The sequence below is a fragment of the Spirosoma pollinicola genome (assembly GCF_002831565.1).
GTDB classification, from domain to species: domain Bacteria; phylum Bacteroidota; class Bacteroidia; order Cytophagales; family Spirosomataceae; genus Spirosoma; species Spirosoma pollinicola.
Genome location: NZ_CP025096.1, coordinates 5,003,334 through 5,029,748 on the forward strand (window position 1 = coordinate 5,003,334; position 26,415 = coordinate 5,029,748).

Consider the following 26,415-nt stretch of genomic DNA (forward strand, 5'->3'; position numbering starts at 1 on the left):
TCGAGTGTTTGTAAAACCGGCGATGACGCTTTAATTATGATTAGCAAACAAATTATAACCAGTCTATAACAATTGATTTAACTAATTGTACTTTAGAGATGATACCAGACCCAACTCCCCTCAGCGATGAAGAAACTGATGATTATAAATCTGACCGGATTTATTACATTTTTTAGCATGATAGCTTGCCAAGGCGTCAATGAGCCTAGCGATTCGTCAGTTCCCAAAATATCATCGGTCATGGTCGCCACCCAGCCAACCTCTCAGCTGCCTTATATTGTTTGCGATTTCAACATTAGCAAAAGGTACGAACGCGACACGTTAAAACCCATAAACGGACGATTCCTTAAGACCTGGCAACTCAAGCGACCAGCGGTGGTGCGGCTGTACATTCCAGGTCAATATGTGCGGTTATGGGTGGCACCAGGGTATCATACCGAGATCAAATTACCAGCCGACCCAGGTAAAGCTTACGAGTTGTCCGGCGATGGACAACTCGAAAAAACATACGCGAGCGACATTCAAGCCATCAACATAAATGACTTTCCAAGAGTCATGAAAGATGGTGCTGTCATGCCACCAATCATGTTTTTCAAAAAAGCGGAGCGTATTTCGCAGCGGAGAGATTCAGTTTTTCAGGCTTATTTAAAGATCTACGGCAAAACTATTGCTGATAATCCGGATCTGATGGCATTTTTTGACATGGAGAAAGAAGATAATCGCTTTTTCTTGCCACGGGTTTTGATGAATTACGTCGAGTCGGAACAGGTTTCTGAAAGAGAAAAGCGGCATTTTTTTGACCAATACGTCAAGACGATGAGCCAGTTGAATGAGCCGGTCGATTCGCTTTCCAGTGAAAACAAGCGTTTCTTTTTCCCCAGGTTAAATACTTATTATGTCCAGAAACAGCGAATGGATGGGGATAGCATGCGGAGTATTGAAGTTGGGATTTATGCCTATATGATGGAAACTGCCACCAAGAAATTCACTGGTTCGACACGCGATTATTTACTAGACTACTACCTGTCAACATTGACCCATTTTGCTAGAACATATAATCCAGAATATCCCTCAATCTCTTCTCTGATCGAGCTTTACAAAAGTTCTTTGAGTGAATCAGGCAGAAAAGCAATGCTCGCTAGGGTTACCTCGGCCACTTCGGCAAGTTTAAAACGACCTTATCAAATGGCATCGGAGTCTGGCCGGGAAGTCCTGCTAGCTGAAAAGCTGGCACCAGTGACCGTGGTGGACATCTGGGCAAGCTGGTGCGGTCCCTGTCTAACATCCTTTCCAGCGATGAGGACATTGAAAGAAAAGTATCGCGCCCATAAATCCGTCAAATTCATCTGGATCTCAGTCGACCAGGACAAAAACAAATGGGACAAGGCGATAAAAGAATTAAAACTTGATCCCGAAAACTCGCTCTGGGTGCCGTATGGTCTTAACTCTGTATTCGCCAATGACCTGGCTATTAACAGCATACCACGCTACCTAATTTTGAATGCTAAAGGCGAAATACTCCAAATGAATGCTCCAGGTGGAAAGAATAATGAGCAGAAGCTAGCCGCTCTGATCGATAAGTATAGCCGGGATGCAGGTCGATAGTTTGTCTTTTAGAAAAGTAACCAATTGCAACCATAGTTTTTGTACATGCTACTGATGGAGTTACCTCTAGTAAAAAAACAACTGTCTCAAAATACGCTCCAATAAATGAACTACGCGAAATGCTTGTTACCCATTAACCTTTAGTAAACGGCTATCAATTCGGAAAGGCGCATTCTCCACAATCTTGACGGCATCCTCAAAGCTGGGATGAAGCGTATGCAATAAATAATTTCGGGATCGTTCAACGATCGCTGAAGGCACGGATACACTCAGCCTGTCTGGCCTGTCAAGCCAGGCCTGTAAGTAAGACTGTAAAGCATCAATTTGCTGCTCATCTTGCCAGTTAGCGGGTAGATCAGCTAATGACACAACATGATGCGTTTCTGGTATGTCTAGCACTAGCAAATGGAAGTTGGGCAAATAGAGCGGATTGAGATGAGCGACTATTTCCAGTAAAGCTAGCTCAGGGGTAGCCGACGTGTAAAGAATAGGGTAGCCCTTGGGGTTCCAGCGTCCACCCGCCCGACGCGCACCTTCTGCCGACAAGGGCTGAGCAATGTAATTGCTCTTGTAAAGTCGATATACCAACATCAATCAACAAACTAATCTGCTACGAATAAACGCCGTACTCAATCCGGGTCAACACATCATCCACCAAACTAAACCCACTGATGGTGTTCAGCCACTGAAGGGGCGCTTGGCCTTTCAACTCTCGTAGAGGATAACGTAGCCAATCCGCCAAGGCCTCCGCTCGACCGTCAAAAACCAGCAGGCCATGAGCCGTCAGGTTTTCCAGCAACAACAACCGCTCCGAGGTTTGCTGGTCCAGTTGCCCTTCACTGCGAAAACGGTGTAGTGTTCGTTCGGCGACTTGCAGAACGATAGCCATCTCTTTAAGGGATATTCCCAGCAGCTCAGCTAGCTGATCCACTTGCTGAGTTGGTACGCCCTTTTGCGCTTGTTCAATGATGGCGAAGCTAGTGGCTCGTTGGGGTTGGTAAGCGGTCTTTGCTGGCCCGGCTGGCTGAGTAACGCGTCGCCTTGATGAAGCAGGTGAGGAACCCTGAGCCGGTGGCTGAGAGATAGTAGCCATAAGAATAATTATTTGCCAACAAAGGTAGCTGCTTTTTTACAGTAAGTCAACTGCAAAAAAGCAGTATTGATTCATGAATAATCGTTCGAGAGAGGGTACTCATTGAAACGAAAAACGGCTGTGTATATTTGCTTCAAAAAAGGGGCGTTTCAAGAGATGATGACACGAGGGATAGAACATACCTATCACACCTCAGACTAATCTTTTTAGGGGGCAAAAGCTACCTTCCTAGTATAGCTTCTTTTTACAATGATTGGATAACGTTATACCGCCGTGATCCGTGTCCAGTCATGGACACGGATTCGTCCGATTCTGGACAATGTTCTCACTACGACATTACTGGATTAGCGCTAAAGACTCTTTTTCGATTCTGGCATCAGATTTGATTTAAGATATTGTATCTAATCAACAAGCTTAACACGCTTATGAAAAAGACCGTACTGGGAGAGCTGGAAGAGTTAGTGCTGCTGGTCGTAGCGGCCAGCACGGAGGATGTTTACGGTGTGCCGGTCATGGAGCAACTGCACCAACTAACCGGACGAAACTTTACCATCAGTGCGGTGCACACTACCTTATATCGGCTGGAAGAGAAAGGCTTTCTGACCTCTTCGGTGGGGGGAGCAACCACGGAGCGGGGAGGACGCAGTAAGCGGTTGTTTAGCCTGACGGCCGAAGGGGGAAGGGTGCTACGCCAGATTCAGCAGATGCGAACTAGGCTTTGGGACGCTATTCCTCAAGGCAAGCTTCTCCTGTTGGGACTTTAAGCCTTTGCGATAGGTATGATCCCCAAGCGAATGTTCTCTCAACCTGATCGACCCGCACCGCCCCGTTGGGCGGAACGGTTATTGGAGTGGTTTGTAGCTCCCCATTTACTAGACTATGTGCAGGGGGACTTACATGAAACCTTTCACAAGCAGGTGGTCCAGTTGGGCATTGACCGAGCCCAACGCAACTACGTATGGGCCGTACTGCACTGCCTAACCCCCTTCTTTGCCAAACGACAAGCCGCCGGGTCAACCCAGGCTGGCCCACCCCAAGCCGGGCCAAGAAAGGCCAAACGCCTGTCAATCGATTACAATCCCAACCCTGCACTCACGGATATGCTACACAATTATCTCAAAATCGCTTTCCGAAATCTGCTTCATCAAAAGAGCTATTCCTTGATCAATCTGTTTGGACTGGCCACGGGTTTGGCCATGGCACTACTGATTATCCAGTACGTGCGCTTCGAGTTGAGCTACGAAAACGCCTACCCGCTGGCCAATCGACTGGTGCGGCTTACCACCGATTATATGAATGGTGGTACGGTCGACGCCCAGGATGCCGAAGTCTATCCACCACTGGCGGCCAAAGCCAGCCAGGAAATGAATGAAATAGCCAACTTTACCCGTGTCTACCCCATTCGTAAACCCACCGCCACGATTCAGATTAGCGACCAGTATTATCTGGTCGATAACGTCTACGCCGTTGATTCCTCTTTTTTCTCCATGTTTAACTATCCCTTGCTCCGGGGAAGCCGAAACGGTCTGTTTACCCGACCACGGCAGGCTATTCTAACCAAAGCGATGGCGCTGACCTATTTTAAGACGCTTGATGTGGTGGGCAAAACCCTGAAAATTCCGCAGCGGCAAGGCCGTGTTCTGCTGGAAATCGTTGGGGTAATACCGGATAGCCCCGTCAACACGCACTTGAAGATTAACATGCTTCTCTCTTACCCAACGATGCTGTCGGACTTTGGCGAACAAGAAGACAATTGGAACACCAACAATACATACACCTATGTGCAACTGGCCGACCATGTCAGCGATGACGGGTTTGCCAAATCATTAGCGGCCTTCACCGATCGATTACTCCGGGAAAAAAAACTGAATAATGAGCGTGTGATTGGCCAGAAAATCGGTGACATCCACCTGTATTCCCATAAAACCTTTGAGACTGAACCCAACGGGGAAGCGCAGTCGGTCTATTTTTTGCTGGGGGTTGCGTTTCTGGTATTGGTCAGTGCTTTGGTCAACTACGTCAATCTAACCACCGCCAAATCCCTCGATCGGGCGCGGGAAATTGGGGTGAGAAAAGTGGTCGGTTCCACCCAGGGCCAGATCAGAACGCAGATAGTCACCGAAACCGTATTGCTCAATAGCCTGGCCGGGGTACTGGCCGTGGGGTTGGTAGCGGGTCTTCGATCGGTATTTGTCCAGATGGCGGGCTTACCCGAAGGCTTTACCGTTTTGGGAGACGTATTTTTTTGGGAGAGCGTCGGCGTATTTCTGTTCATAAGCATTGGCCTATCGGGGTTTTATCCCGCCTTCGTGCTGTCGGCATTCGATCCGGTTACGGTGCTGAAAGGCAATTTCTCCCGTTCGATCAAAGGGAGCTGGTTACGGAAGTCATTGGTGGTTTTTCAATTTACGATTACGCTGATTTTACTGGTGCAACTGTTTGCTGTTTACCAGCAGGTGGGCTTTCTACGGAACCAGAACTTAGGGGTAACCATCGATCATACGCTGGTGGTGAAAGCTCCGGTGGGTGCCAACGCCCGGCCGGATTACGGTGCGTTTCGGCAACTGCTGCTCCAGCAGGCCCGGGTGAAGGCGGTCTCTTTTTCCGGTACGGTACCAGGCCTGGGGTCCACTCAACTGGCAACCACAACGGGCATCAATTTATCCGATGCCGTCAAGAAAACGTATTACAATTATTACCTGACCACGATCGACACCTCGTTCATCGACTTGATGGGAATTCGGCTCCTGGCCGGCAAAAACTTCGATGCGACGACGCGGCCGGGTTTTTCGGATACGACCAATCGACAGCTCATTGTGAACGAGGAAACCCTGCGGCTGTGGGGAATTCCCAGGGCTGGGGAGGCAATCGGCAGACGGGTAAACTTCTGGGGACATCAGGCCACGATTCGAGGCGTTGTCAAAAACTACCATTACGAATCGCCCAAGGCGGCCTATATCTCGATCATCCATATGTACTCGCCTTCGTTCAATTCGTTCGCCAGTGTAAAGTTTACGGGAGGCACCGCTGAGCAGCAACTCGCTACGTTAAAGCAGATTTATGAAGCCCGTTTCCCCCATTCGCCCTTCAGCTATTTCTTCATGGACAGTGAGTATGACAAGCAATATAAAGCTGATGACCGTTTTCAGCAGGTTTTCGGGGCCTTAACACTATTCGCTATCCTGATTTCGTGCCTGGGTCTGTTCGGCCTGGCAACGTTCACCGTGTCGAAACGAACGAAGGAAATTGGCATTCGTAAGGTGATCGGAGCCAGCACCACAAACCTACTGGTTTTACTGGCCAGGGATTTTGTCGGAACGGTACTAATATCGATCCTCATCGGTCTACCCATTACCTACGTGGTGGTCAATAACTGGCTGAGCCATTACGCGGTCCGGATCGACTTAAGCTGGTGGCTTTTCGCTACGCCAGCCGGGTTAGTGCTGTTGCTGGTATTGGTATCGATTGGGGGTAAAACGATTGGTACTGCCCTGATGAATCCGGTCAACTCTTTAAGGAGTGACTAACGCGATAATCCATAAAAAGAATGAGTTGACCTGACACCTTCATTAAACACAAAATGAATTTGTAACCACAAGGTATTTATTCTCAAAAAACACTCCTAGGTGAGACGATAAGTACGATCATGCGTCCGCTTCATCATTGGGACATGGCCATAAAATGCTTACTTCTAACAGCTGTCCAATGCAATCAGTCCCCTACCTCTACCACCTGTCTGCTTTCGATTGACAACGCAGTCTCAGCGACCTAACAAAGTCAGGCCAACAGCTTAATACTAGGTTGCACATTTTTGGCTACCTAGCTTACAATCAACCACTCCCTATACTCAGATAGACAGTAGATAGCAACGCTATGGGCTTATTTGACTTCTTTAAAACAAAATCCCTTAAGGGGAACCACTCCATAATCGCTTTATCCAGCTTTAGAGCTTACTACTTGTATGGCTTCACCCAGCAACCTAACCAGGTGGCCCCTGACAAGCAACTTTTTGGTGAACTCTACCGTCTGGTGATCGGGGATAGCGGGGGCATTGCCATCAGCAATTCGTTTCATCCTTATTTTATTGTAAATCCTAAGGGGACAACAGTATGGAATGCCGCCTATGTGATGGTGTACACTAATGACAACAAAGCGGAGGTGTTTGACTCGATCCGAACCCAAAAGGCGATCTGCACACTAGATCTATCCCCCCTCTTCAAAGAAGTCAACGTTTGGCCAGATACCCGCTTAACCTATGAAGAAAATCCCCTCTTCGAGACGTATTCGCCTTTTGTGATTCCCTTCTTAGTCGATTCACAAGACAGAGTACCCCGATGGGACACCGAGATTGCCCAGAGAGTGGGCCAACAAGGGCACGCTACCGATTACGTTGAGCAAGTTACCAACTCAATCCAATTTTTTATGGCTGAGCCATCCTTTGTGATTGGATTTGACGAATTTGACGAGCAGAACCCATCTGGTCTGATTACCAATTTTATCAACTGTAAGCCAATGTTCACGGGTCTTTGAGAAATGGTGGACTCAACCCTTTGAAAGTAGTCAGAAGCGGCCGGCTTAGCGTATCCAAGTGAACGTCGAATCCTATAAAACGGATGGTGTTGGTTAGGTGTAAAAAATGGATGTCTCACAAAAGGCTCCCATCTGAGACGAAAAAACTTGCTTGTATCTACTTCTTAACCAGGGCGGTGAAAGAGACGCTTATCGAACTTTCAGATTTTGTCTTCGAATGTTGTCAGCTCTCAATTCCTTATTGGTGCTGTTTCAATAGCCATCGGTAGATCTTCTTTCGCTGATAGAGGTATTGAATTTCATGGCCCTCTTTGACTAATTGGGTAAATCTGACCTGATCCCTTCCCTGGCACGAACGCAAGCGTTTAACTAATCGGTCAGTAAGGCCAAAAGGTACCTTATCATCTACCATACCATGAAACGTCCACACCGGCAAGTGCTTGATGCGGCAGATTTGGGTGGAGTCATCGCACCCACCACATAGCGGTACAATAGCAGCAAACTTATCAGGATAAGCCACCGCTGTCTGCCAAGTACCATTACCTCCCATACTAATCCCCGTTAGGTAAACCCGTTTGGGATCAATTCGGTAGTTAGCCAGCAGGTCCGAATAAAGCGGATCGAGCCAGTTGTCGGTAGACCAGTATTTTCCATCTGGGCATTGAGGCGAAGCGATAATAAAGGGAAAGTCTTTTCCTTGTTGAACGAGCTGGGGTGGCCCGTACTCGTTGAGTTTATTAAGGTCGTTTCCTCGCTGCGAACCGCCGTGTAAGTAAATGACTAAGGGGTAACTGCGTTTATTGACTTGATAATCTTTCGGTAGATAAAGTGAATACTCGTATTTTACTTTCGCTTTATCCGCCGGTTTGGTTTGGGCGTTAGCGAACAGAGAAGAGATAAGGAAAAATAGACAAAGAAAATACCGATTCATGAATAGAGCACTCAGTAGCGATTATGTGGCAAAGCTAACTATTGCCAGCGCTTAGAAATTGTAAAAATGCGAACGCATCAGTAGCTTGGGCTTGTGAGCGGTAATAAATAGCGGGTGTATTACCACATCTCACTAAAGGCTCCTACATGAGACGACTGGGTTTGTATACGTCTGCTTAGAGATTTGGGCGGTTGAAGAGACTGTGAACTAGCAAGAATTAGCCTTGAAAATCGTCAACTAAAGTCATCTCTATCTCAGTATCAGCCAGTAATACTATATGCTTGAATAACCCGTTCCCTAAACGAAGTAAAAAGTCTTACGGGTTCGCACGGTGTATGATGAAAACTAGCCATTTTCTGCTTGGCTTCGGCTATTTAACCGCAACGATAGGGGTTGCCCAATCCCCTTTCTCTCCCTTACCGTCTACCGTTTTAGAGCGCAAAACAGATTCATTATTCGCCAATGCGAACGTTTCAAATACGCCTGGTGGCGTGATCGCGGTGCTCTACAAAGGAGACGTTCTGCTCAAAAAAGGATATGGCATGGCCAATATAGCCAACAAAATACCCCTCACAACGGCTAGTCTATTTAACATTGCTTCCACCGCCAAACAATTCACGGCCACTTGTATTGCCCTCCTCGAAGAGCAGGGCAAGCTATCTTTTGAGGATGACATCCGAACCTATTTCCCGCAATTTCAAATCAAGAAAACGATTACGATCCGACACCTGATCAGCCACACCAGCGGATTGCGGGAAGCTTATGTATTAGCGGCTTTATCCGGGAAAGTCAATCTGAAAGGGCAAGTAAGAAAGCAGTATAAGACCACAGCGCATTTAGTCCAGTTAATGGCTAAGCAACAAGAGCTTAATTTCGAGCCAGGCCATGAGTTCGCCTATACCAACATCAACTATATTTTACTGGGTGAAATCGTTCGCAAAGTCAGTGGGCTTAGCCTAGCCGAATTTGCCGATCAATTCATTTTCAAGCCTCTGGGAATGACGCATACTTATTTCAATGATCCGCTGGCCGTCTCAAGATCGGGTCGGGCGATTCCCTACCAATTGATCGACGCCAAGAAGCAGAGGTTTAAGCCGCTATCCATCCGCAACGATCAAGGCGTAGTCGGCGATAATAACCTGATTACGTCAGTGGATGACCTGATTCGATGGGATCAGAACTTCACTACCAATCGGCTTGGTCTGGGCAAGCAATCGTTCGTGAAGACCCTACAGACCCCCTACATACTGAGTAGCGGAGATACGATTCATTATGCATTCGGTCTGAATGTGACACCCTATAAAACCACCCGCTCCATTGGTCATGGGGGTGACGACTACCGCTACACCTCCCTGATGATGCGTTTTCCGGCGTATGATCTCGATCTGATCTACTTGTCCAACCAGTCGGATTATCAGAATACCCAACAGAAAGTTTTTGCCCTAGCCGATGTCTTGTTGAACGTCTCGGCTCCCTTACCGACACTCGTCCCAGAGCCCCTTCAAGCCAGCCTGCCTTTTGATTCGCTTTACTTTAAGCCGTTTACCGGCCAGTATATGGGTAATGGTGCTAAAAATAGGTATAGCTTTCGAGAGGTATTTATCCGAAACGGCAAACCCTACCTTTCGTTTCAGCCTCAGCCTAACAAGCATGTGTTTGAACTCCTGCCGATTGGTCGACAGCATTATCGATTCAAGGTAGAAGAGCCCAATGTATATGTAGAAGCATGGTTTACTGATCACAAAGAAGGTGGCCAGGCGCGCTTGTCTGAGCGGTTCAAAACCGATACGCTTCATTATGACAGACGCTTGACAGCCCCCTCATCAACCCCTAAGTTAACCCAGTTTACTGGTATTTTTAGGTGTCAAGAGCTTGACGGCCAACTCAAAGTCAAGGTTAAGCGGCATGGCCTGACCATCAAGCGGGGACTAATTACAATTAATACAATCCCGATTGGAGAAGACACGTTTTACGCTCCGGAGAATCGAGCGATTTTCTATTTTAAGCGGGACAAAACGGGACTGATCAGTGAATTTTTAATCAGTGCTGTCGATTTCAGGAATGTGCGCTACAGCCGCTAGCGTTCTATGCTGCGTTCTGGTTACGGTTTCTTCATAAATGATGTCTTCATGACTTGTTGCCCGATCTCATAAAATGCTCCATTACTGTTATACGGACTCTTCAAAGGCAAGTGACGAATTGTATACGAAATGACTAACGTACCCTATTTTGTGGATCGGTGTAGCCAGTGCAGGAAATGCAAATTAAACCCATCGTTTATCCTTTGCCAGGGCCTGCTTGATTGACCTCAACTAGTACCCGAATAGGTTAGTCATTGATAATAAGCTACCTTTGACTATGAATCAACCTACATATATCTCTATCCCTGATACCTCGGACAACAACTACTGGGCAACAAAGTCTGACCCTGGCAATGTGCGCAGCACCACGTTTGTACCCAGAGATAAAGAACTACACCAGCAGCTAAAGATTAAAGCGTGGGCTATTATTCAGGCTTCACTCAGGAAGAGTAATAGAAAAGTAAGCTACTAAGTATGACCCTTCCGCCTTTATAAGATGAGCTGCATAATCGGCTGACTCTGGCTGGCTTTGTAATCAATACGCGGGGTCGCATCACGGCCGCCCTCGCCTTCCATTTAACCCGGCTCTATTTGTTTTAAAGCAAGTAGAGCCGGGTTTTTAGTGGGGTCTGATTTATTATTAAACTCTTTTGGGGAAATCTAAAAAAAGTTACTGTTCCGTGCCACCGGAGCGGTACTTAAAGATAACGTATGTTACTAAGTGGAGTTGATAGGTTTTGAAATCTCATTTAACGCTCCCGCGTGAGACGAAAGGGCTTTCATGGGTCTGCTTCTGAAAAGGGCGTTCAGCGAGACGCTTTCTGACAACAGGATAGGTCTGTCCAGTTATTGCCAACAATCCTCACAAGGCAGTAGGAAAAATCCGTTCCTAATTACAGTGAAAAGAGATAAGTTTCAGCTTACCCGTAATCCATTCAGCGACCCGCTAGCCTTTCGGATCCTAAACAGATTAACAAAGTTTAACAGCCTGGCTACTAATACACTCCGTATTTTAGATGGCTAAATCAACAGATGGGATTTTGCTCTAGGCTCACTCCATGATCCACAATTACATTCGTATTGCCTTCCGGCAGCTCCGCAAACACGCGTTTTATTCACTACTCAATCTCATGGGCCTCGCCACGGCCATAACGCTTGTCTTTCTAATCGGCCAGTTTGTCTGGAGCGAATTTCAGGTCAATCAAACCTTGCACCAAGCCGACCGGCAATACATCTTACTCAGCCATTGGAAAGACCCCAATATGGGCTTAGACATTACCACGCTGGCTCCTCTAGCGAAACGTCTGCGAGAAGAGTATCCTACGCTGGTTGCCAATTATTACCGCTGGGATGGCCTGACATCCATTGTCACCAAAGCCGATAAACAATTCAGAGAGAGTATTCAACTGGGCGACCCAACGTTCCTGTCCATGTATGGCCTTAACCTATTGCAGGGCGATGCCCAAACCGCCCTGCAACAACCTTTTTCACTCGCCATCACCGAGGACAAGGCACTTACCTATTTCGGGCGGACGGATGTGGTGGGTCAGACCCTAACGATTCAGAATTTTTCGGGGGCTTCTCATCCCTTTACCATCACGGCGGTGCTGAAAAACATCCCTGAAAATTCGATCACCCAGATTAACGCCACCATCAAGAACACCTTTTTTATTCCCACTAATACCTACACCTACTTCAACCGAACGGATTTCGAGTCGTGGCAAAATGGTGTACTGCCGTCCTATGTTGAGCTACAGCCAGGTGTTTCACCGAGCCAGTTAGCCAAGCCGATCCAGCACTTAATCGATCAGAACGCGAGTGCGCTGGTCCGAGCGAACCTGCGGGTTGAACCCCTCGCCTTGACGACCTTTTATCGGCAAAAAGATAATGGTCTGGTTAATCGGATGTTGATAACACTCACCTTAGCCGGGCTTTTCGTTTTGCTGATGGCCATTGTCAACTGCATTAATCTGGCCATGAGTCAGTCCGCCAGCCGCCTGAGGGAGATTGGCGTACGCAAAGCCCTAGGCAGTCGCCAAAAACAGCTCATTACTCAGTTATTAACCGAATCGGTTCTGCTCGCCATCCTGGCCACTGGGTTGGCCTTGTGCCTTTACCCACTGGTCAAGCCATTTTTTGAGCAACTCGTTGGCAAGACTCTTATGCCCCTGACCACATTACCGCCCCTGGCTCTGTCTATTCCGCTGGCGGTGGCGGGCGGGATCAGTCTGCTAGCTGGCATTTATCCTGCTTTTATGCTTTCCTCCCGGCCCGTCGTGGATGCACTACAGCGTAAACAACCCCTGCTTGTGGGCAAGCTATCGCTGCGTCAGGGGCTGGTTAGTTTTCAGTTTCTAGTCGCGATCATGGCCCTGATTGGGGCCATTTTAGTGACTCAACAAGTGCGATACATGTGCAGCCAGGCATTGGGCTACAACCAGGCCTATGTGGTTTCCTCCCAAGTTCCTCGTGACTGGTCACCGGCGGGGGTGCGCAAGCTAGAGACGAGCCGACGCATCTTAGCGAAGCTACCCGCAGTCGCCAGTGTCAGCCTTTCCCACGAAATTCCTAACGGCAACAACGGTGGTCAGCCGATGGTCTATCAAAATGGCACCGATTCAACCGAATCTGTATCAATGCAAGCTTTAGTATCGGACGAGAACTACTGGCAAACCTACCAGATTCCGCTGGTAGCGGGTCGGTTTTTTGGGGGTGGTGATCTAGACTCCCTGAGTATCGTGCTGAACGAAAAAGCGGTTCAGGCGATGGGGTATAAAAAACCAGGGTACGCTATCGGAAAACAACTCCGGATGCGGAGTGACCCCCGGCTGTTTACAGTGGTGGGGGTGAGCCGGGATTTTCATTTCAATTCCATGCAGCAGGCCATCCAACCCATGCTGTTTTTTTCGGTCAAGGGCGTTCCCATCTATCGCTACCTCTCCTTCAAACTTCATCCTGGCTCTATCCCTGCCAGTTTAGAAGCCATTCAGCAGCAATGGTCGGTGCTGTTTCCCAATGCGCCTTTCGAGTACCAGTTTATGGATCAGACGCTGGAAAAGCTCTATCAAACAGAATTGCGGTTAAAGAAGGCCGCTTACTTAACAACGGTTCTAGCCTTGCTGTTGGTGCTGCTTGGCTTGGTCGGATTAGTCTCGCTCAGCGTGATCCGGCGGGCGAAAGAGATCGGTATCCGGAAGGTGCTAGGCGCATCGGTCATTGGCATCGTGGGCTTATTTGTGGCGGAATATGCCTGGGGGCTGCTGCTGGCAAACGTAGTAGCGTGGCCACTAGTATACTGGCTGGTGTCAAAATGGCTAGCATACTATACCTATCACATTCAGATTAGTTGGCTGCCTTTCGTAGGCGTGGGGTTGGTCGTCGCGCTGTTCACCGCCTTGCTGATTAGCTTCCAATCGATCAAAGCGGCCCTGGTTAATCCGGTGGAGTCATTGAAAAGTGAATAGTCTCATTCATCAACTAGATATATGCTCTATAAGCGAGTGATGAAATCAATGGTCTGGGTCGTGACGACTACCGTATGTATGGGCTGGTATACGCCCTTATTTGGACAAACCCAGTACGCCACACCCGATACCGCGTATGTGCGAGCGGTGGAGCAAGCCTTTAGCTTTCTCAAGCAGGGGGATTGTCGCTCCTGCTTAAGGGCGTATCAACGCGCCTTCACTATCTCCCAAAAGAGCGCGCTCAGTACTCTGCGAGCGGCGGCTTGTGCGTACCAGTGTGGCCGAACAAAGCAAGCTCAGACGTATTTACAGCAAGCAGCCTCGCTTGATTTCTGGATTAGTGAGGATGTATGGGAGAAACCCCAAGAGGCCCCTGAACTGAATAGTCTACGGAATAGCTCACTAACGACCGCTTTTCAGCAGTACCTTGATGAACAAAAGATAGCCGAGGGACGGAATCCAGCGCTTGAACGGGAGCTAAAACGGATTTTTACCGAAGACCAACTGCCGCGATTACGGATGGATACCATTATGAGACAGTATGGCGCTAACTCTCCGCAAGCTCAACCGGTCTGGGCGCAAATGCGACGTGCTGACTCAGTGAATCTGCCCAAGGTGGAGCGCATCATTGCGCAGTATGGCTATCCCGGTAAACGACTGGTAGGGGAAAAACAGAATGAGACTGCTTGGTTAGTGATTCAACATGCTTCCCTAATGGTTCAAGAAAAATATTTACCCCTCTTGCAGGAAGCGGCGGCTCAGGGGCAACTCGCCAAAGCAAGTGTCGCATTGACGGTGGATCGTATTCGAGTCAATAAAGGTCAAAAGCAGTTATACGGCTCCCAAGTAAAGAATGGTTATAATGGCAAACCGGCAGGCTTTTGGGCGATTGAAGACGAAGTAAATGTGGATAAACGGCGTGCTGAAGTGGGTCTACCTCCCTTAGCAACTTACGCGAAATACTATGGCTTTGAATACAAGCTACCTGGTAACTAGCTAAATAGTAATGTTCTCAAAAAAGGCTCCCAAATGAGACGAAGGAGCGTTCATATATCTGCTTCTTAAATGGGGCGTTCAGCGAGACACAAACTTCTGAATTTTAAATAAGCCGATTCAGCTGCAGGTCCTAACACGAGTCACTGTTGTGGGGGACCGCGTAAAAGGTGTGATTAAATCCGCGCCCTTAGTGACGGCTCGCCATTACAGATGAGTTATGATTAATTAACCCAGTTTCATATCCCAGTATGACAACAGTAGATTTAGTTTGATTCGCTATTCTACTCTCGACTATAAATTTTTGATCAGTCGCGTTATGGTAGGTAGGAGTGGCCACACACTTCGTTAAATGTGGACTAGCTATCAGGCATGTTATAATACCCTATATGAGCCAATCAACCCGCTTTCAGCAGCTACGTCCGCATTTGATCGCCCTAATTGGGTTACTACTCCTATCGTTTCTCTATCTGTGGCCTGTAACAGCTGGCAAAACAATTTCCATGACGGATGTACAACAATCCACCGCCTTAGCGCGCGAAGTGCGGGAGATTGCTCAACAGACAGGCCAAAAGCCACCCTGGACTGAGGCAGCTTTTAGTGGTATGCCAAGCTACATGATTGATTTTAATTATCCCTATATCTTGCTTTATAAAGCCGTTATGAGCCTGTTTAGCTTGGTATCGAGTATTGTAGCGGTACTCTTTGCCATCATGCTAGGCGCTTACATTTTGTTAGTTGTACTAGGCTGTAACGCCTGGGTAGCGGCTTTAGGAGCGGCCGCTTATGGATTGGGCACTTATGGGATCGTTAGTCTGGAAGCCGGACATATTTCTAAATTGTATGCGATGGGCTTTGGGGCAGGTCTGCTGGCTGGCGTCATTCTCGCTTTGCGGGGGCGTTACTGGATTGGAGCCGCCTTAACGGGCCTGTTTTTGAGCCTAGAGCTTGGGGCCAACCATATCCAGATTACCTATTACCTATTTATGACCATCGCCCTATACCTACTCTTTGAAGGCATCGCTCTGGTTCGAGCGGGCAAATCGAAGCAGTTGCTAGTAGGGTTGCTCACGTTGACGGTGGCCGGTACGTTAGGGTTGGGCAGTTTTAGTAAGCGACTACTTGTGCTAAATCAGTACACAAAAGAAACGATTCGTGGTCGGTCTGAATTAACAGCTCAAATCACGAATCCCGAGGGTAAATCAAGCGAGAATGAATCAACAGGTGGCCTCAGTAAAGAGTATGCATTTACCTATAGTTACGGCATAGCTGAAACGTTAACCCTATTAATACCAGGACTTTATGGCGGCTCTTCTGCCGGAGGATTGAGCACGAATTCTGAAGTTTATCGAGCCATGATCAGCCAAGGGTTAGATCCAGGCTCGGCGAAACAGTTTGTCGAATTAGGTATCCCTACTTATTGGGGAGAAACGCCTATTGTCGGTGGGCCTGCTTACGCTGGTGCAGCTATATTGTTTCTATTCATAGTAAGCTTGTTTGTGCTTCGTGGCCCAATTCGCTGGTGGTTAGTGAGTGCGATCAGCTTGCTACTGATCATCGCTTGGGGCAAAAACTTTGCCTCTATAAATTATCTCTTGTTTGACTATTTACCCTATTTAAATAAGTTTCGAGCCATGACAATGGCCTTGGGACTAGCTCAATTATTTTTCGGAATAGGGGCCGCTTTAGGGCTGCAAACAATAATCAATCAAAAATTAACGCTGGCCCAACTTAGGCAACCACTGCTGATTAGTTTAAGCTTAACGGCAGGTTTATCCTTAGTGGTAGCTCTAGTAGGAAGTGTTTTTTTTGACTTTCAGTCACCCAAGGATTTAGCTCATTTAACGCCTTCGTTTGGCGATACGGCTAAGGATTTCCTCTTGCCTCTTGTCCATGACCGGCAAAGTATGCTCCGAAGTGATGCACTTCGTGCAGCACTCATCAGTCTGTTGACAGCCGCCCTAATCTGGGCACTCGTAACCAACAAATTGAAATCTGGTGTGTTTTATGCCCTGCTTTTCCTAGTGGCGGTTGCTGACCTGGCAAGTATCGACAAACGCTTTTTAAATAATGCAGATTTTGTTCCTAAATCACAGCTTTCCAAGGTCTTTGAACCGACAACGGCTGATCAACAGATTTTGCAGGATCATTCATTAGGATATCGTGTATTCGATCAGACTGAGTATTTTATGGAAAGCAATCGGGCCTCCTATTTCCATCGTTCGATTGGCGGTTATAACACCACCCGGCTACGACGATACAACGAATTAGTTACGTATGCGTTTCAGGCGAATGGCCTTAACATTTTAAATATGTTGAACGTCAAATATGTCATTCAACCGGGTCAGCCTGACCCCAACAATCCAACTCAACCGATTAGTCCGATTGCCCTACCTAATCCGCAAGCCCTAGGCGCAGCTTGGTTTGTTGAAACCATGCAGTTTGTCAATAGTGCTGATGAAGAGATGGCAGTTATGAAACAGTTATCAACGAGCGATACAGTTGTCATAGACAAGCAATTCTCAACTCAACTTACGGGTTTACCGGCTCAAATGAATCATGCTGGTAACACCATTGAGCTTACTGATTACCGGCCTGATCGCCTGGTCTATCAGGCTAATGCTGCTCAAGATGGGTTAGTCGTTTTCTCAGAAATTTATTACCGGGGTCAGGAAGATTGGCAAGCCAGTATTGACGGTAAGCCGGTTCCCCATTTGCGAGCAAATTATGTTTTACGGGCTATTCGTCTGCCAAAAGGGAAACATACCATCGAGTTCAAGTTTGATCCCCCTTTAGCTAAGGTTGGTGATACAATCGACTTAATCTGCAATCTGTTATTGATTGCGCTCATTGGTTTCGTTGTTTATCGGGGAAATCGAGAGCGTCATATTCTACCGACTCAGAAACTACCCGCTTAGGTTTGAACGCTTTTAAACAAGTGGTTTGGCTTTCCCGTATGCGACGGATGGCCGGTCCGCCGGTGCGGTTGGACAGATATTAAAAAATTACTGTCTCACAATTCGCTCCAATGCGAAACTATAGAATCATCATAAATCTGTTCCTTAGAATGGGTGTTTTGTGAGGTGGTGAAATTGCACCTTTTAGCAAGCTAAAAACTATTCTGCTGGCATAAAGCCAAACCTATCGTTGAAACACGTTCTGATCGTAGCCCCTATTAACATTTATTAACTAGACCCTGGAAGGCAAATTCATCGCTTTGATCAAACTTGCACGATGGTGAAAGAAAGTAAATGGATCGGCCTGATAAGTTTGCTGATACTGGCCAAAATAGGCTACGGCCAGCGGTATACCATCATTTATAAAGACGCAAAAGATAGCACTCAAAACTTCTATGTAGTTCGACCACCTAAAGATTCGATCAGGGGCTTGTTAGTGCTCAATGATCACGCTTTATCGGACAGCGCCAAAAGCCTGGCTTATCAGCAAGGTATTATGACCCTTACCGTTGTGCCGACCAACGATCCGCTCCGGAATCTGACCGATAAAACGATTGTGATGCGTATCCATTCAATGGTGCTTGAGGTAATAACCAAGTATCAAATTTCGCCCTCTAAGATCATCGTGGGGGGCATGTCAGCCGCCGGTACGGGGGCGATTCGATATGTTCAGTACTGCTACCAGCAATCATCTCTAAGTGTGAGGCCTGTTGGGGTGTTTGGCGTCGATGCCCCTCTGGATTATGAGCGGTTATATCGCGAGTCCATTCATGCGATTGAACGCAAGTTTAGCCCCGATGCCGTTGAAGAAGGCCATTTAGTTTCTCGCTACCTAAAGACCCAACTAAAAGCCACTCCCCAAAGTAATCAAAAAGTCTATCAGCAGATATCCCCTTTTTGCTACTCCGCCCCTAAAGGGGGTAATGCGCATTGGCTCAATCATACAGCGGTACGCTTATACATTGAACCAGATATCAACTGGTGGATTACGCAACGTCGAAAAGATTTTTATGATTTAAATGCTATTGATAATGCAGCCTTAGCCAATTGGTTGCAGATCAACGGCAACTCAAGGGCCGAATTGGTTGTAACAGCTAACCAAGGCGTGCGCGAGACTGGCGAAAAGCACCCTCACTCCTGGAGCATTGTGGACCAAAAGAAATTATTAAGTTGGTGTACTCAATTGTTTAAGAATCAAAACTAGCCAAGATGGATGGGCAGTCAACAAAAAAATCTAGATTACGAGTCTGGACCAATGATACCTCAATTAAATAAATCACCAATGAAAACATTTGTCTGGGTTATAACGGCTACCTTTTGTCTTGGTTGTTGTGTTACTGGCTTTGGACAAGCCCGGTACGCTACGGCTGACACAGCGTATGTTAAGTCGGTTGAAAAGGCTCTTACTTATCTTCAACAAAGCCAATGTCAGCCTTGTCTGAATGCCTACAAAAAAGCATTCATGATTGCTCAGAAAAGTGCTCTAAGCACCATGCGAGCCGCTCTTTGTGCGTATCAGTGTAAACAGTCTGAGTTGGCCAAGACCTATATTCAGCAAGCGGTCAACATCGATTACAGCATTGCTGAGGAGACTTGGATCGATTATCAGGCTGCTCCGGAATTCAACCTTGTTCGTTCTTCATCTATGAAGGAGTTGGTGCGAGAGGTGTTTGCCCAGAAAGATGCCCAACTCGGGATTAATCCGTCCTTGAAAAGCCAGTTACAGGCGATTTATGTGACGGACCAACAACCTCGATCTAGAGTCGATTCAGTCATGCGCGTTTATGGCCAGAACTCTACACAATGGCAACATCTCTGGCAAGGCATTCACCAAGTAGACTCCATTAATTTGCGCAAGGTCGAACAACTCATTCAACAATACGGCTATCCCGGCAAGAGTTTGGTCGGGGCTAAATTGGGAAACACGGCTTGGCTGATAATCCAGCACTCTCCTGTTGCCATTCAAGAGAAGTATTTACCCATTCTTCAACGAGCGGCTGACCAGGGTGAAATGCAAAAAACAAATATGGCGCTGTTGATAGATCGCATTCGGGTGTATAAAGGGCAGAAACAGTTGTACGGTACCCAAGTAAAAATGGAGGCAAATGGTCAGAAAGCCTTTGATGCGATTGAAGATGAGAAAAATGTAAATAAACGCCGAGCGGAGGTGGGCTTAGGCCCGCTGGAAGAATATGCCAAACAGTTTGGGTTTGAATACAAGCCTACTAGCAACTAGCCACTGGTCATTCCTAACTATTCGCTCAATAACGCTTCTCTTTGAACCGAAAATCGTCAACGATTAGCGGCTCTAATTGCCGTTTGATGAAATAGATAAGGCACGAGCAGTTACCCTAAATTTTCCTAGTTTGGCTATGCTACGAACCATCTCATAAATGAATCTATACGACTGACAAATGAGACTATATCCAGTACTTTTGTTCTGCTTTCTAACTTTAACTACTAAGGCCTATAAACCAGAACATGAGTACTGGACACGGCCTGATTCGTTAGGGTTGAAATACGTTGAGAAGCGATTAACAACGCCTGATAAGGCGCAATTGCTTTCTTGGCTCCTACCTACTACCTCATCTAAACCGCTAAAAAAGACCTTAATCATTGCTTACGCTGCCACTGGTAACATGGCGAACTGTGTCTACTACGCTAATGAGTTTTTAAAGGCTGGCTTTGATGTTGTGTTATTTGATTATAGAGGCTTTGGCCATAGTTCAACCTTTGAAATAGATCCTGAACGCTTCTACTATAATGAATTTGTAACTGACTTTCAGACCGCTATAAAAGCGGCTAAAACACAATTTCCAACCAACCAGGTAGGGGTTTTATCGTTTTCACTAAGTACGCTTTTAGCGACCCTGGCTTATCAAAAGGAACCCTTTGATTTTATGATCGGTGAAGGGTATGTAAGCGACCCGATAGCCATTACTTCTTACTGGAAGCGGGTAGCGAATCGGGAGTTTACTTTACCTTCAGGCGTAGAGGTTTATCCAAATGCAACTCGTAAGCTGAAGTGTCCCTTGCTTCTACTGGCTGGCACCAAAGATGAAATAACCCCTCTTTCCACCAGCCAGGCGGTTGTTGCACAACGACCGAATCGTAGCCTTTTGACCTATGAGGGCGATCATTTGCAAGGCACCACTGTGTGGAAAGAGAGGGAGTTTGCTGATGGTTACGTTCGACGGATTAAGGAGTTTGCCGAGAAGATTTGAATTCTCAACAAACGCTCACTTTAGTAAACTGTTGAAGATCAAACTAGAATAGCCTCTGAGGGCATTAACACAATTCTTTGCTGCAGCCGCGCTGTCCATGCAGAAAACAATAATGACTGCAATGCTATTTGTTGGATAATGACCTTCGTGTGTAGGTGATACCTAAGCGTTTTGCGTTTTCTTCCACCGTGTCCCCAAATCCCGCTTGCTTACGGCGTTCGTTTACGCCAGCAGCATCCCTGATGGGCCAGATGTAACAATCAGGTTGTTGATTGCCTACTGATCCAGCCGGTGGGTTATCACATCTAGCTTGGGTACCATACAGTTGTTCTTTCCCCTGATTGACAAACAATCGATCCTGCATCATAGCCACCAACTTGAAGGGTAGCTCTTTTTTCTGGCCGGCCTCTTCAATGAGAGGAAAAAATTGGTTGATATTCTTCGAGTGCTGAATGACATACCAGGCCGCTTCATTCGTGGGTTCTCCTACCAATGATTTACCGGGATAACCCACTTGATGAATAATTTGCCTGACCCGTTTACTATTCGAGGAATCAATCTCATTCATTTTATCAAATATCAATTGTTGAACTCCTTGAGCCGAAAGATTTTCCGCTTTCGCCAATGAATCCTTCTTGGGTTGACTCATCATTATCTCTCGATACAACTGGTCTATGCGATAGATACTATCCAGTTCTAGTTTCAGCTTGGCGCTAGTTTGGCTATAACTTATTGAAGTAACTAAACTGAGTACTAAGACCGTAAAGAATCTAGAAAGGTTCATCATTTTCTTGTTTTATAAGTGGCGTGGCTCGGGGCCGCCGGTGCGCCGGGCCGCCGTGGCGGTTGCAAAAGTCAATAATCTAGTCTGATAAAGGATGCATCTTATCAATTTAAAAACTTATCGATACAACCCTGACTCCTGTTAGAGAATCATCCATTAAAAACGACATATATCATGAATCGAGCTAAGTTTGGTTGGGCAGCCATAGGGCTCCTGCTAAGTTGTTCACCAGGAGATCCTACGCCTGCCAACAAGTCAGGCATAGGCATTGTCGGCAGGTGGCGCTTATTTGAGATTCAAGGGTCTACCGGTGCTAGTTCCTTCACCACACCTATATCCGCTAAACCTTTACAGGCATTAACCTTTACTTCTGGGCGACAACTCCGTAAGGAAGGCAATCAATTAGGGGATTACTATGACTATCCTTTCTATCGGGTAGATTCTAGTAAAACGGGTTATCAGGTACGATTTTTACCTAGTCAGACGGATACTTTAGGCGTTCAGGTAGGGTTAACAATTTCTAAAGATACTCTGCGTCTTACCCCTTTTTGTGCTGAAGGGTGTAGGCAAAGTTTTGTACGAATAAATTAGTCGTATGCCCCGGATAGTGTTGGACAGATCGTAAAAAGCAGCGTCTCTACAAACGCTCTCACATGAGACGAAGGAGCGTTCATGTATCTACTTCTTAAATCGAGCTTTTAAAAAAACTGTACAGTAAGGCCATGTATCCGTGAAAAGCGGGTAAACCTAAAAAGGTGATGGCGATGGCCGGCCGTCAAATTCCCAGTCGGCCTTCGACATCACTTGGACCCAAAACTCTTCTTTCATAAAAGACAAATTCAGTAGAAAGCACCTAAATTAGCTGTATAACAGAAAGCCAGTTATGTTTAACTTTTCGTCTAGGTAAACATAACGTAGATTATACAACAGAAACAATAGCCATTTGGTGTTAACTACCCCGATATACTAAGTCTAGTGAAATCGTTGAACCGTAAGGGCTACAGTAGTAGGAAAGTGAGGGCTTATTCGACACGTATTACCTTGCGCTTCCGTAGAGCAACCCACAATATAATAAGGGGCTATCGAATCGGGAGAAGAGGACAGAGTGAAAAAGACACCTGAATGCCACTGAGCCTGGTAAGAAAAGCGCCCTCCCGAATCAGAACGAAGGACATGTTGAGCAATGATGTCATTGGGAGCAAACGGATTGAAACGGTTATTAGTCTTCTCTTCAATCAGTAGGAACCGCATGTTAACAATCGGTTTACCACTTGAATCGGCGAAGTAGCCTTTCAGAGTTAATAACTGGTCTTTTTCTGTTTGTTGACAAGCGCCCAGTAAGGTCAGCATAGTTGTCCAGATGATTGCCCCTTGTTTCATGAGGAAGATTGTTTTAAGACTAGACCACTTAAAAGCTTCGTTGCAAACGCCTAAATAAACAGGTCGTTTGAATGAGATCAAGGCCGATTATTTACACTTAACTCGGCTTTTATTATATTAATGAATTAACATAAAGCAAATTATATAACGGATATAAACCTAACAGAATCATGAAGGGTAAACTGATTGTTTTGTTATTGATACTGACCGCCTTTAAGCAACCGATCGTGGCTCAACCTAGACTTCGTTTTGGCCTACTGGGGGGCCTAAATGGCAATTTGATTCATGCTACTTACTTGGGGCCTAATTCGGAATCGAAACCACGGTGGGATTATACCACAGGGGTAAGCGTTGACCATTGGCTAACGTCAAGCCTTACCCTAGGCTATAATTTACTCTATTCACGGCAGGGCGGAGCTGAACTGATCACCAGTAAGATAGGCTACGGTAGCACGAAGATGATGACCGAATTTTCCTATCTCACCTTACCGGTTATGGTGCGTTACCATCTGGGTGGCGGACGATTCTTTATCAGTGGCGGCCCTCAGATTGGCTACTTGCTGAAGGCCAAATGGTATGCTGCTGGTTTTGAAAGCTCTGCTCAGAGCTGGGACCTAGCCTATATGCGTCGGTTCGATGTTGGCTTAACAGGTGGCCTTGGGTATCGTCTTGGGAGACATGTTGTGCTTGAGAGCCGCTACTATTATGGGTTAAACCCCTTTAATGAAACTGATCCTCAAACCAATTACAAAGAGTATAATCGCACTTGGGCGTCAAATCTGGTTTATTATTTCTAATAGCCTAACATAATGCCACTTATACAACAGAAGAATTAACAAACTTTAAAACAGGGAGTCATAAATAAAGTATAGAATTGCAGACTACAGTTTCAAAAATTGGACAGATGAAACACTATGTTATGAAAGCTCTATCGCTGCTTTGCTCCTTGACTTTTTTAATGTGGGCAACAGGTTGCCAAAAAAAGGAAGTTGAGCCAATAAACAGTGCTCCTCAACTCTTAAATGGCCAATATTCCGGGAAGATAACCTATGTGACTTACCTCTGGACTGGCAAAGAGGATACGCTTTACCGCAAGGATACTACTGGTATCAATTTCAAACTAGAGGGAAGTAAGTTCCATCGCCCTGAGTGTGGTGATTGCAGTGGAACAATAGCTGTCGACACGAATTCTCAGACGGTCGAATTTAATAGTTCAGATAAAGCATGTTCTGATAAAGGGGCAGACGCTACTGGTAGTTGGACTTTTACTAATGGAATAATGGGCGACTATACTTACGCGTTGGTCGGACAGACATTAACATTAACACAAAAATATCCAAGGCCTAAAGATATGGGAGCAGGCAGTGCGTACACCACTGAAAAGATAATAGTAGCCACCAGGCAAGTATTATGAAAAATCAAACTTTGCACTGTTTAAACTTCTTGTAAGTAGAATACCCATTTCTTAGTTTAATCTCTTTACATATTCTTAGTTATACAACACTTCTCCAAAAAGTACAGTTACGTGTTTGTTCTATAAGTAGGACTTTCATATAATTTGATCCAATGAGAATTCTTGCTTCAAATTAATGTTCAAACTAATCTTTTCGCATTCTATGAAGACACTAACAGTTCTTCTGTTAAGTATGGTTTTTATGATCTCATCCTGCAAAAAAGATGAGATAGCTACCGAAGGAGAGAAAATAGCCCAACAAGTTCAAACAGTACTTACGGCTAACTCAAGAATTAAAACTGCCACTTTCTACATTTCAAATGTGCTTGTGGATCAGAATCAGACATTCACCCTTACTGGTCAATACATTACTACGGCGAATGGTACTTACAATTTAAGTCGGCTTATTCGCTATCAACCTTTTAGCCAAAGCATTTCTTTTTATTTCTGATAGTAATCTATAAAAAGTACTAAACTCAACAAAAATGAAATAATGTTGAGTTTGGTACTTTTTACAAAAGTGTTGTATAACTAGGATTATGTTAGTCGATTATTAGGAGAATCTGGTTGAAAATTCTCTTGACCTGATAGTGAAATAGTTATATCCGTGACTTCTATTTATTCAATGCTAAACCTAATTCATCAGGCCGTAAATTTCTACCAATAATGACACCTTTGGGATCAATAAGGATAGAAGTAGGCAAACCGACAATATGGTAAGTCTCGATCAGATTGTTAGTGCTGTCTGAAATAATCTGAGGCCAGGCTAAAGGTTGCTTCGCTAAGAATTTAGCTAATCGCTCTGGTGAGTCTTTTACTACGCCAATAAAGACTACCTTATTTTTGTCGACTTTTTGATACAGCTTTTTTAACGCAGGCATATCTTCTACGCATCCTTTACACCAAGGAGCCCAAAAATCAATATAAATATACTGGCCTCGATATTGATCTAAATTAATCAGTTGACCACTGGCAAATGCTTTAGCACTGAAGGGTCTAAAGGGATAACCAACCTGTAGTGAATAAGGCTTCTCTAACGAGTTAACAGGCTCTAGCTCCAGCCAATTGTTATAGACATCAACGCCTTTATTCTTGTAGCTTACTCCATCAATTTTGATGATATCATCAATCTCAATTTCGTCTTTGGGAGCAACCTTTTTGGCGATCAATGTCGTGGACGGATTGATTAAGTTAGTTACTTCAAAATCGGGCCTGGTAAAGCCTGAAGACACCAGTAAGTTATGCTCTTTGGTTCCTTGTTTTATAGAAACAGCCGCATGTTGAGGAAAATTGTACAGCAATTGACCGCCATACATTTTTAAGACCATAGGTATCCTCATTTGCCGAACTCGCCCTTGCTGATAGACTTCATACTGAACTGAAATGGCTTGTTTATATCTATAAGGATCATTTATATCCATTTTTTCAGGATAGATGGTCTTTTCATCGGCAAAGTCAAGATTATTATTAGTGTCTACCTTAACGGACCATTTTTGAGTTAGCTCATCAAATCCCTTAAGGATGTACAGATAGCACTTAATAGGTGCTTCAGACAGTTTTGTTGTATCCGGTGACCAGTTCCAGCCCTTCTGCAACCCTTGATAATCAATCTGGCTGATATGACCTGCTAAGACCTGTTGATAGATAAATTGGTGGGTATTCAACCAGATATGACAAACCTGGATATTATTCCAGTGAGTTGGCACTCCTTTAACCTCACTATAGGTTTTAGACCACAGTGGTGAGTCTTTACTGGCATTGTCTATTGGTGAAAAGCCTGGATGAAAAGGGCCATAGCCTTCGATGAGCTGAACGGGTAGGAACTTAACCATTTCAGTCTGATCAGCGACTTGGCGGCATGACACCGCTGTTAGAATTAGACACAGCAACCAGACTAATGTTTTCATGTGAATATATAGG

At 45.8% G+C, this 26,415-nt stretch carries 22 protein-coding genes; 16 read left to right on the forward strand and 6 right to left on the reverse strand.

Annotated elements, in window-relative coordinates:
* Positions 1-126: 126 nt before the first annotated feature.
* Positions 127-1,605, forward strand: a complete 1,479-nt coding sequence (locus CWM47_RS21040) for a TlpA family protein disulfide reductase (protein ID WP_100990163.1) — start codon at positions 127-129, stop codon at positions 1,603-1,605.
* A 126-nt stretch (positions 1,606-1,731) separates the two neighbouring features.
* Here the strand turns inward: CWM47_RS21040 and CWM47_RS21045 are convergent, their stop codons facing one another.
* Positions 1,732-2,196, reverse strand: a complete 465-nt coding sequence (locus CWM47_RS21045) for an RES family NAD+ phosphorylase (protein WP_100990164.1) — start codon at positions 2,194-2,196, stop codon at positions 1,732-1,734.
* A 19-nt stretch (positions 2,197-2,215) separates the two neighbouring features.
* Positions 2,216-2,698, reverse strand: coding sequence for a type II RES/Xre toxin-antitoxin system antitoxin (gene parS, locus CWM47_RS21050; RefSeq protein ID WP_100990165.1), 483 nt, complete (start codon positions 2,696-2,698; stop codon positions 2,216-2,218).
* A gap of 425 nt (positions 2,699-3,123) precedes the next feature.
* Between parS and CWM47_RS21055 the strand changes: the two genes are divergently transcribed.
* The 3 genes from CWM47_RS21055 (at position 3,124) to CWM47_RS21065 (ending at position 7,228) form a co-directional block, all read left to right on the forward strand.
* Positions 3,124-3,462, forward strand: a complete 339-nt coding sequence (locus CWM47_RS21055) for a PadR family transcriptional regulator (protein ID WP_100990166.1) — start codon at positions 3,124-3,126, stop codon at positions 3,460-3,462.
* Positions 3,463-3,492: 30 nt separating this feature from the next.
* The gene (locus tag CWM47_RS21060; protein ID WP_240625381.1) at positions 3,493-6,225 is read left to right on the forward strand and encodes a permease prefix domain 2-containing transporter; all 2,733 of its coding nucleotides are present in this window, start codon (positions 3,493-3,495) and stop codon (positions 6,223-6,225) included.
* 346 nt (positions 6,226-6,571) lie between these two features.
* Positions 6,572-7,228 (forward strand): hypothetical protein, encoded by a 657-nt coding sequence (locus CWM47_RS21065; protein ID WP_100990167.1) that lies wholly within the window; start codon positions 6,572-6,574, stop codon positions 7,226-7,228.
* Positions 7,229-7,466: 238 nt separating this feature from the next.
* Here the strand turns inward: CWM47_RS21065 and CWM47_RS21070 are convergent, their stop codons facing one another.
* Entirely contained in the window at positions 7,467-8,159 is a 693-nt protein-coding gene (locus CWM47_RS21070; protein WP_100990168.1) for a carboxylesterase family protein, read from the reverse strand.
* 335 nt (positions 8,160-8,494) lie between these two features.
* Between CWM47_RS21070 and CWM47_RS21075 the strand changes: the two genes are divergently transcribed.
* The 8 genes from CWM47_RS21075 to CWM47_RS21105 all read left to right on the forward strand — a co-directional run bounded on the left by CWM47_RS21075 (position 8,495) and on the right by CWM47_RS21105 (position 20,878).
* Positions 8,495-10,240, forward strand: coding sequence for a serine hydrolase domain-containing protein (locus CWM47_RS21075; protein ID WP_100990169.1), 1,746 nt, complete (start codon positions 8,495-8,497; stop codon positions 10,238-10,240).
* Positions 10,241-10,517: 277 nt separating this feature from the next.
* Positions 10,518-10,712 carry a hypothetical protein gene (locus tag CWM47_RS38215; RefSeq protein ID WP_157816017.1) on the forward strand — a complete coding sequence of 65 codons (195 nt, stop codon included), beginning with the start codon at positions 10,518-10,520 and terminating at the stop codon, positions 10,710-10,712.
* A gap of 586 nt (positions 10,713-11,298) precedes the next feature.
* Positions 11,299-13,704, forward strand: a complete 2,406-nt coding sequence (locus CWM47_RS21080; RefSeq protein WP_100990170.1) for an ABC transporter permease — start codon at positions 11,299-11,301, stop codon at positions 13,702-13,704.
* 21 nt (positions 13,705-13,725) lie between these two features.
* A complete protein-coding gene (locus CWM47_RS21085) occupies positions 13,726-14,700 on the forward strand; it encodes a DUF6624 domain-containing protein (RefSeq protein WP_100990171.1) in 975 nt (324 codons plus the stop codon).
* A gap of 386 nt (positions 14,701-15,086) precedes the next feature.
* A complete protein-coding gene (locus CWM47_RS21090; RefSeq protein ID WP_157816018.1) occupies positions 15,087-17,615 on the forward strand; it encodes a YfhO family protein in 2,529 nt (842 codons plus the stop codon).
* A 316-nt stretch (positions 17,616-17,931) separates the two neighbouring features.
* Positions 17,932-18,858: a hypothetical protein gene (locus CWM47_RS21095; protein ID WP_100990172.1), complete on the forward strand. Its 927-nt coding sequence runs from the start codon at positions 17,932-17,934 to the stop codon at positions 18,856-18,858.
* Between the two features lie 78 nt (positions 18,859-18,936).
* Positions 18,937-19,890 carry a DUF6624 domain-containing protein gene (locus CWM47_RS21100; protein WP_157816019.1) on the forward strand — a complete coding sequence of 318 codons (954 nt, stop codon included), beginning with the start codon at positions 18,937-18,939 and terminating at the stop codon, positions 19,888-19,890.
* A 277-nt stretch (positions 19,891-20,167) separates the two neighbouring features.
* Positions 20,168-20,878, forward strand: a complete 711-nt coding sequence (locus CWM47_RS21105) for an alpha/beta hydrolase family protein (RefSeq protein ID WP_157816020.1) — start codon at positions 20,168-20,170, stop codon at positions 20,876-20,878.
* A 124-nt stretch (positions 20,879-21,002) separates the two neighbouring features.
* Here the strand turns inward: CWM47_RS21105 and CWM47_RS21110 are convergent, their stop codons facing one another.
* Positions 21,003-21,665 carry a DUF6624 domain-containing protein gene (locus CWM47_RS21110; protein ID WP_100990175.1) on the reverse strand — a complete coding sequence of 221 codons (663 nt, stop codon included), beginning with the start codon at positions 21,663-21,665 and terminating at the stop codon, positions 21,003-21,005.
* Positions 21,666-21,836: 171 nt separating this feature from the next.
* Here CWM47_RS21110 and CWM47_RS38220 point away from each other — a divergent pair, with 171 nt between their 5' ends.
* Positions 21,837-22,253 (forward strand): hypothetical protein, encoded by a 417-nt coding sequence (locus tag CWM47_RS38220; RefSeq protein ID WP_157816021.1) that lies wholly within the window; start codon positions 21,837-21,839, stop codon positions 22,251-22,253.
* A gap of 381 nt (positions 22,254-22,634) precedes the next feature.
* Here the strand turns inward: CWM47_RS38220 and CWM47_RS21115 are convergent, their stop codons facing one another.
* Positions 22,635-23,042, reverse strand: coding sequence for a hypothetical protein (locus tag CWM47_RS21115; RefSeq protein ID WP_100990176.1), 408 nt, complete (start codon positions 23,040-23,042; stop codon positions 22,635-22,637).
* A gap of 170 nt (positions 23,043-23,212) precedes the next feature.
* Between CWM47_RS21115 and CWM47_RS21120 the strand changes: the two genes are divergently transcribed.
* The 3 genes from CWM47_RS21120 to CWM47_RS21130 all read left to right on the forward strand — a co-directional run bounded on the left by CWM47_RS21120 (position 23,213) and on the right by CWM47_RS21130 (position 24,946).
* Positions 23,213-23,839 (forward strand): porin family protein, encoded by a 627-nt coding sequence (locus CWM47_RS21120; RefSeq protein ID WP_100990177.1) that lies wholly within the window; start codon positions 23,213-23,215, stop codon positions 23,837-23,839.
* Between the two features lie 107 nt (positions 23,840-23,946).
* A complete protein-coding gene (locus tag CWM47_RS21125; protein ID WP_100990178.1) occupies positions 23,947-24,456 on the forward strand; it encodes a hypothetical protein in 510 nt (169 codons plus the stop codon).
* A 202-nt stretch (positions 24,457-24,658) separates the two neighbouring features.
* Complete coding sequence (locus tag CWM47_RS21130) at positions 24,659-24,946, forward strand: hypothetical protein (protein WP_157816023.1); 288 nt, start codon at positions 24,659-24,661, stop codon at positions 24,944-24,946.
* Between the two features lie 163 nt (positions 24,947-25,109).
* Here CWM47_RS21130 and CWM47_RS21135 read toward each other — a convergent pair whose 3' ends face one another.
* Positions 25,110-26,402 (reverse strand): peroxiredoxin family protein, encoded by a 1,293-nt coding sequence (locus CWM47_RS21135; protein WP_100990180.1) that lies wholly within the window; start codon positions 26,400-26,402, stop codon positions 25,110-25,112.
* Positions 26,403-26,415 lie beyond the last annotated feature (13 nt).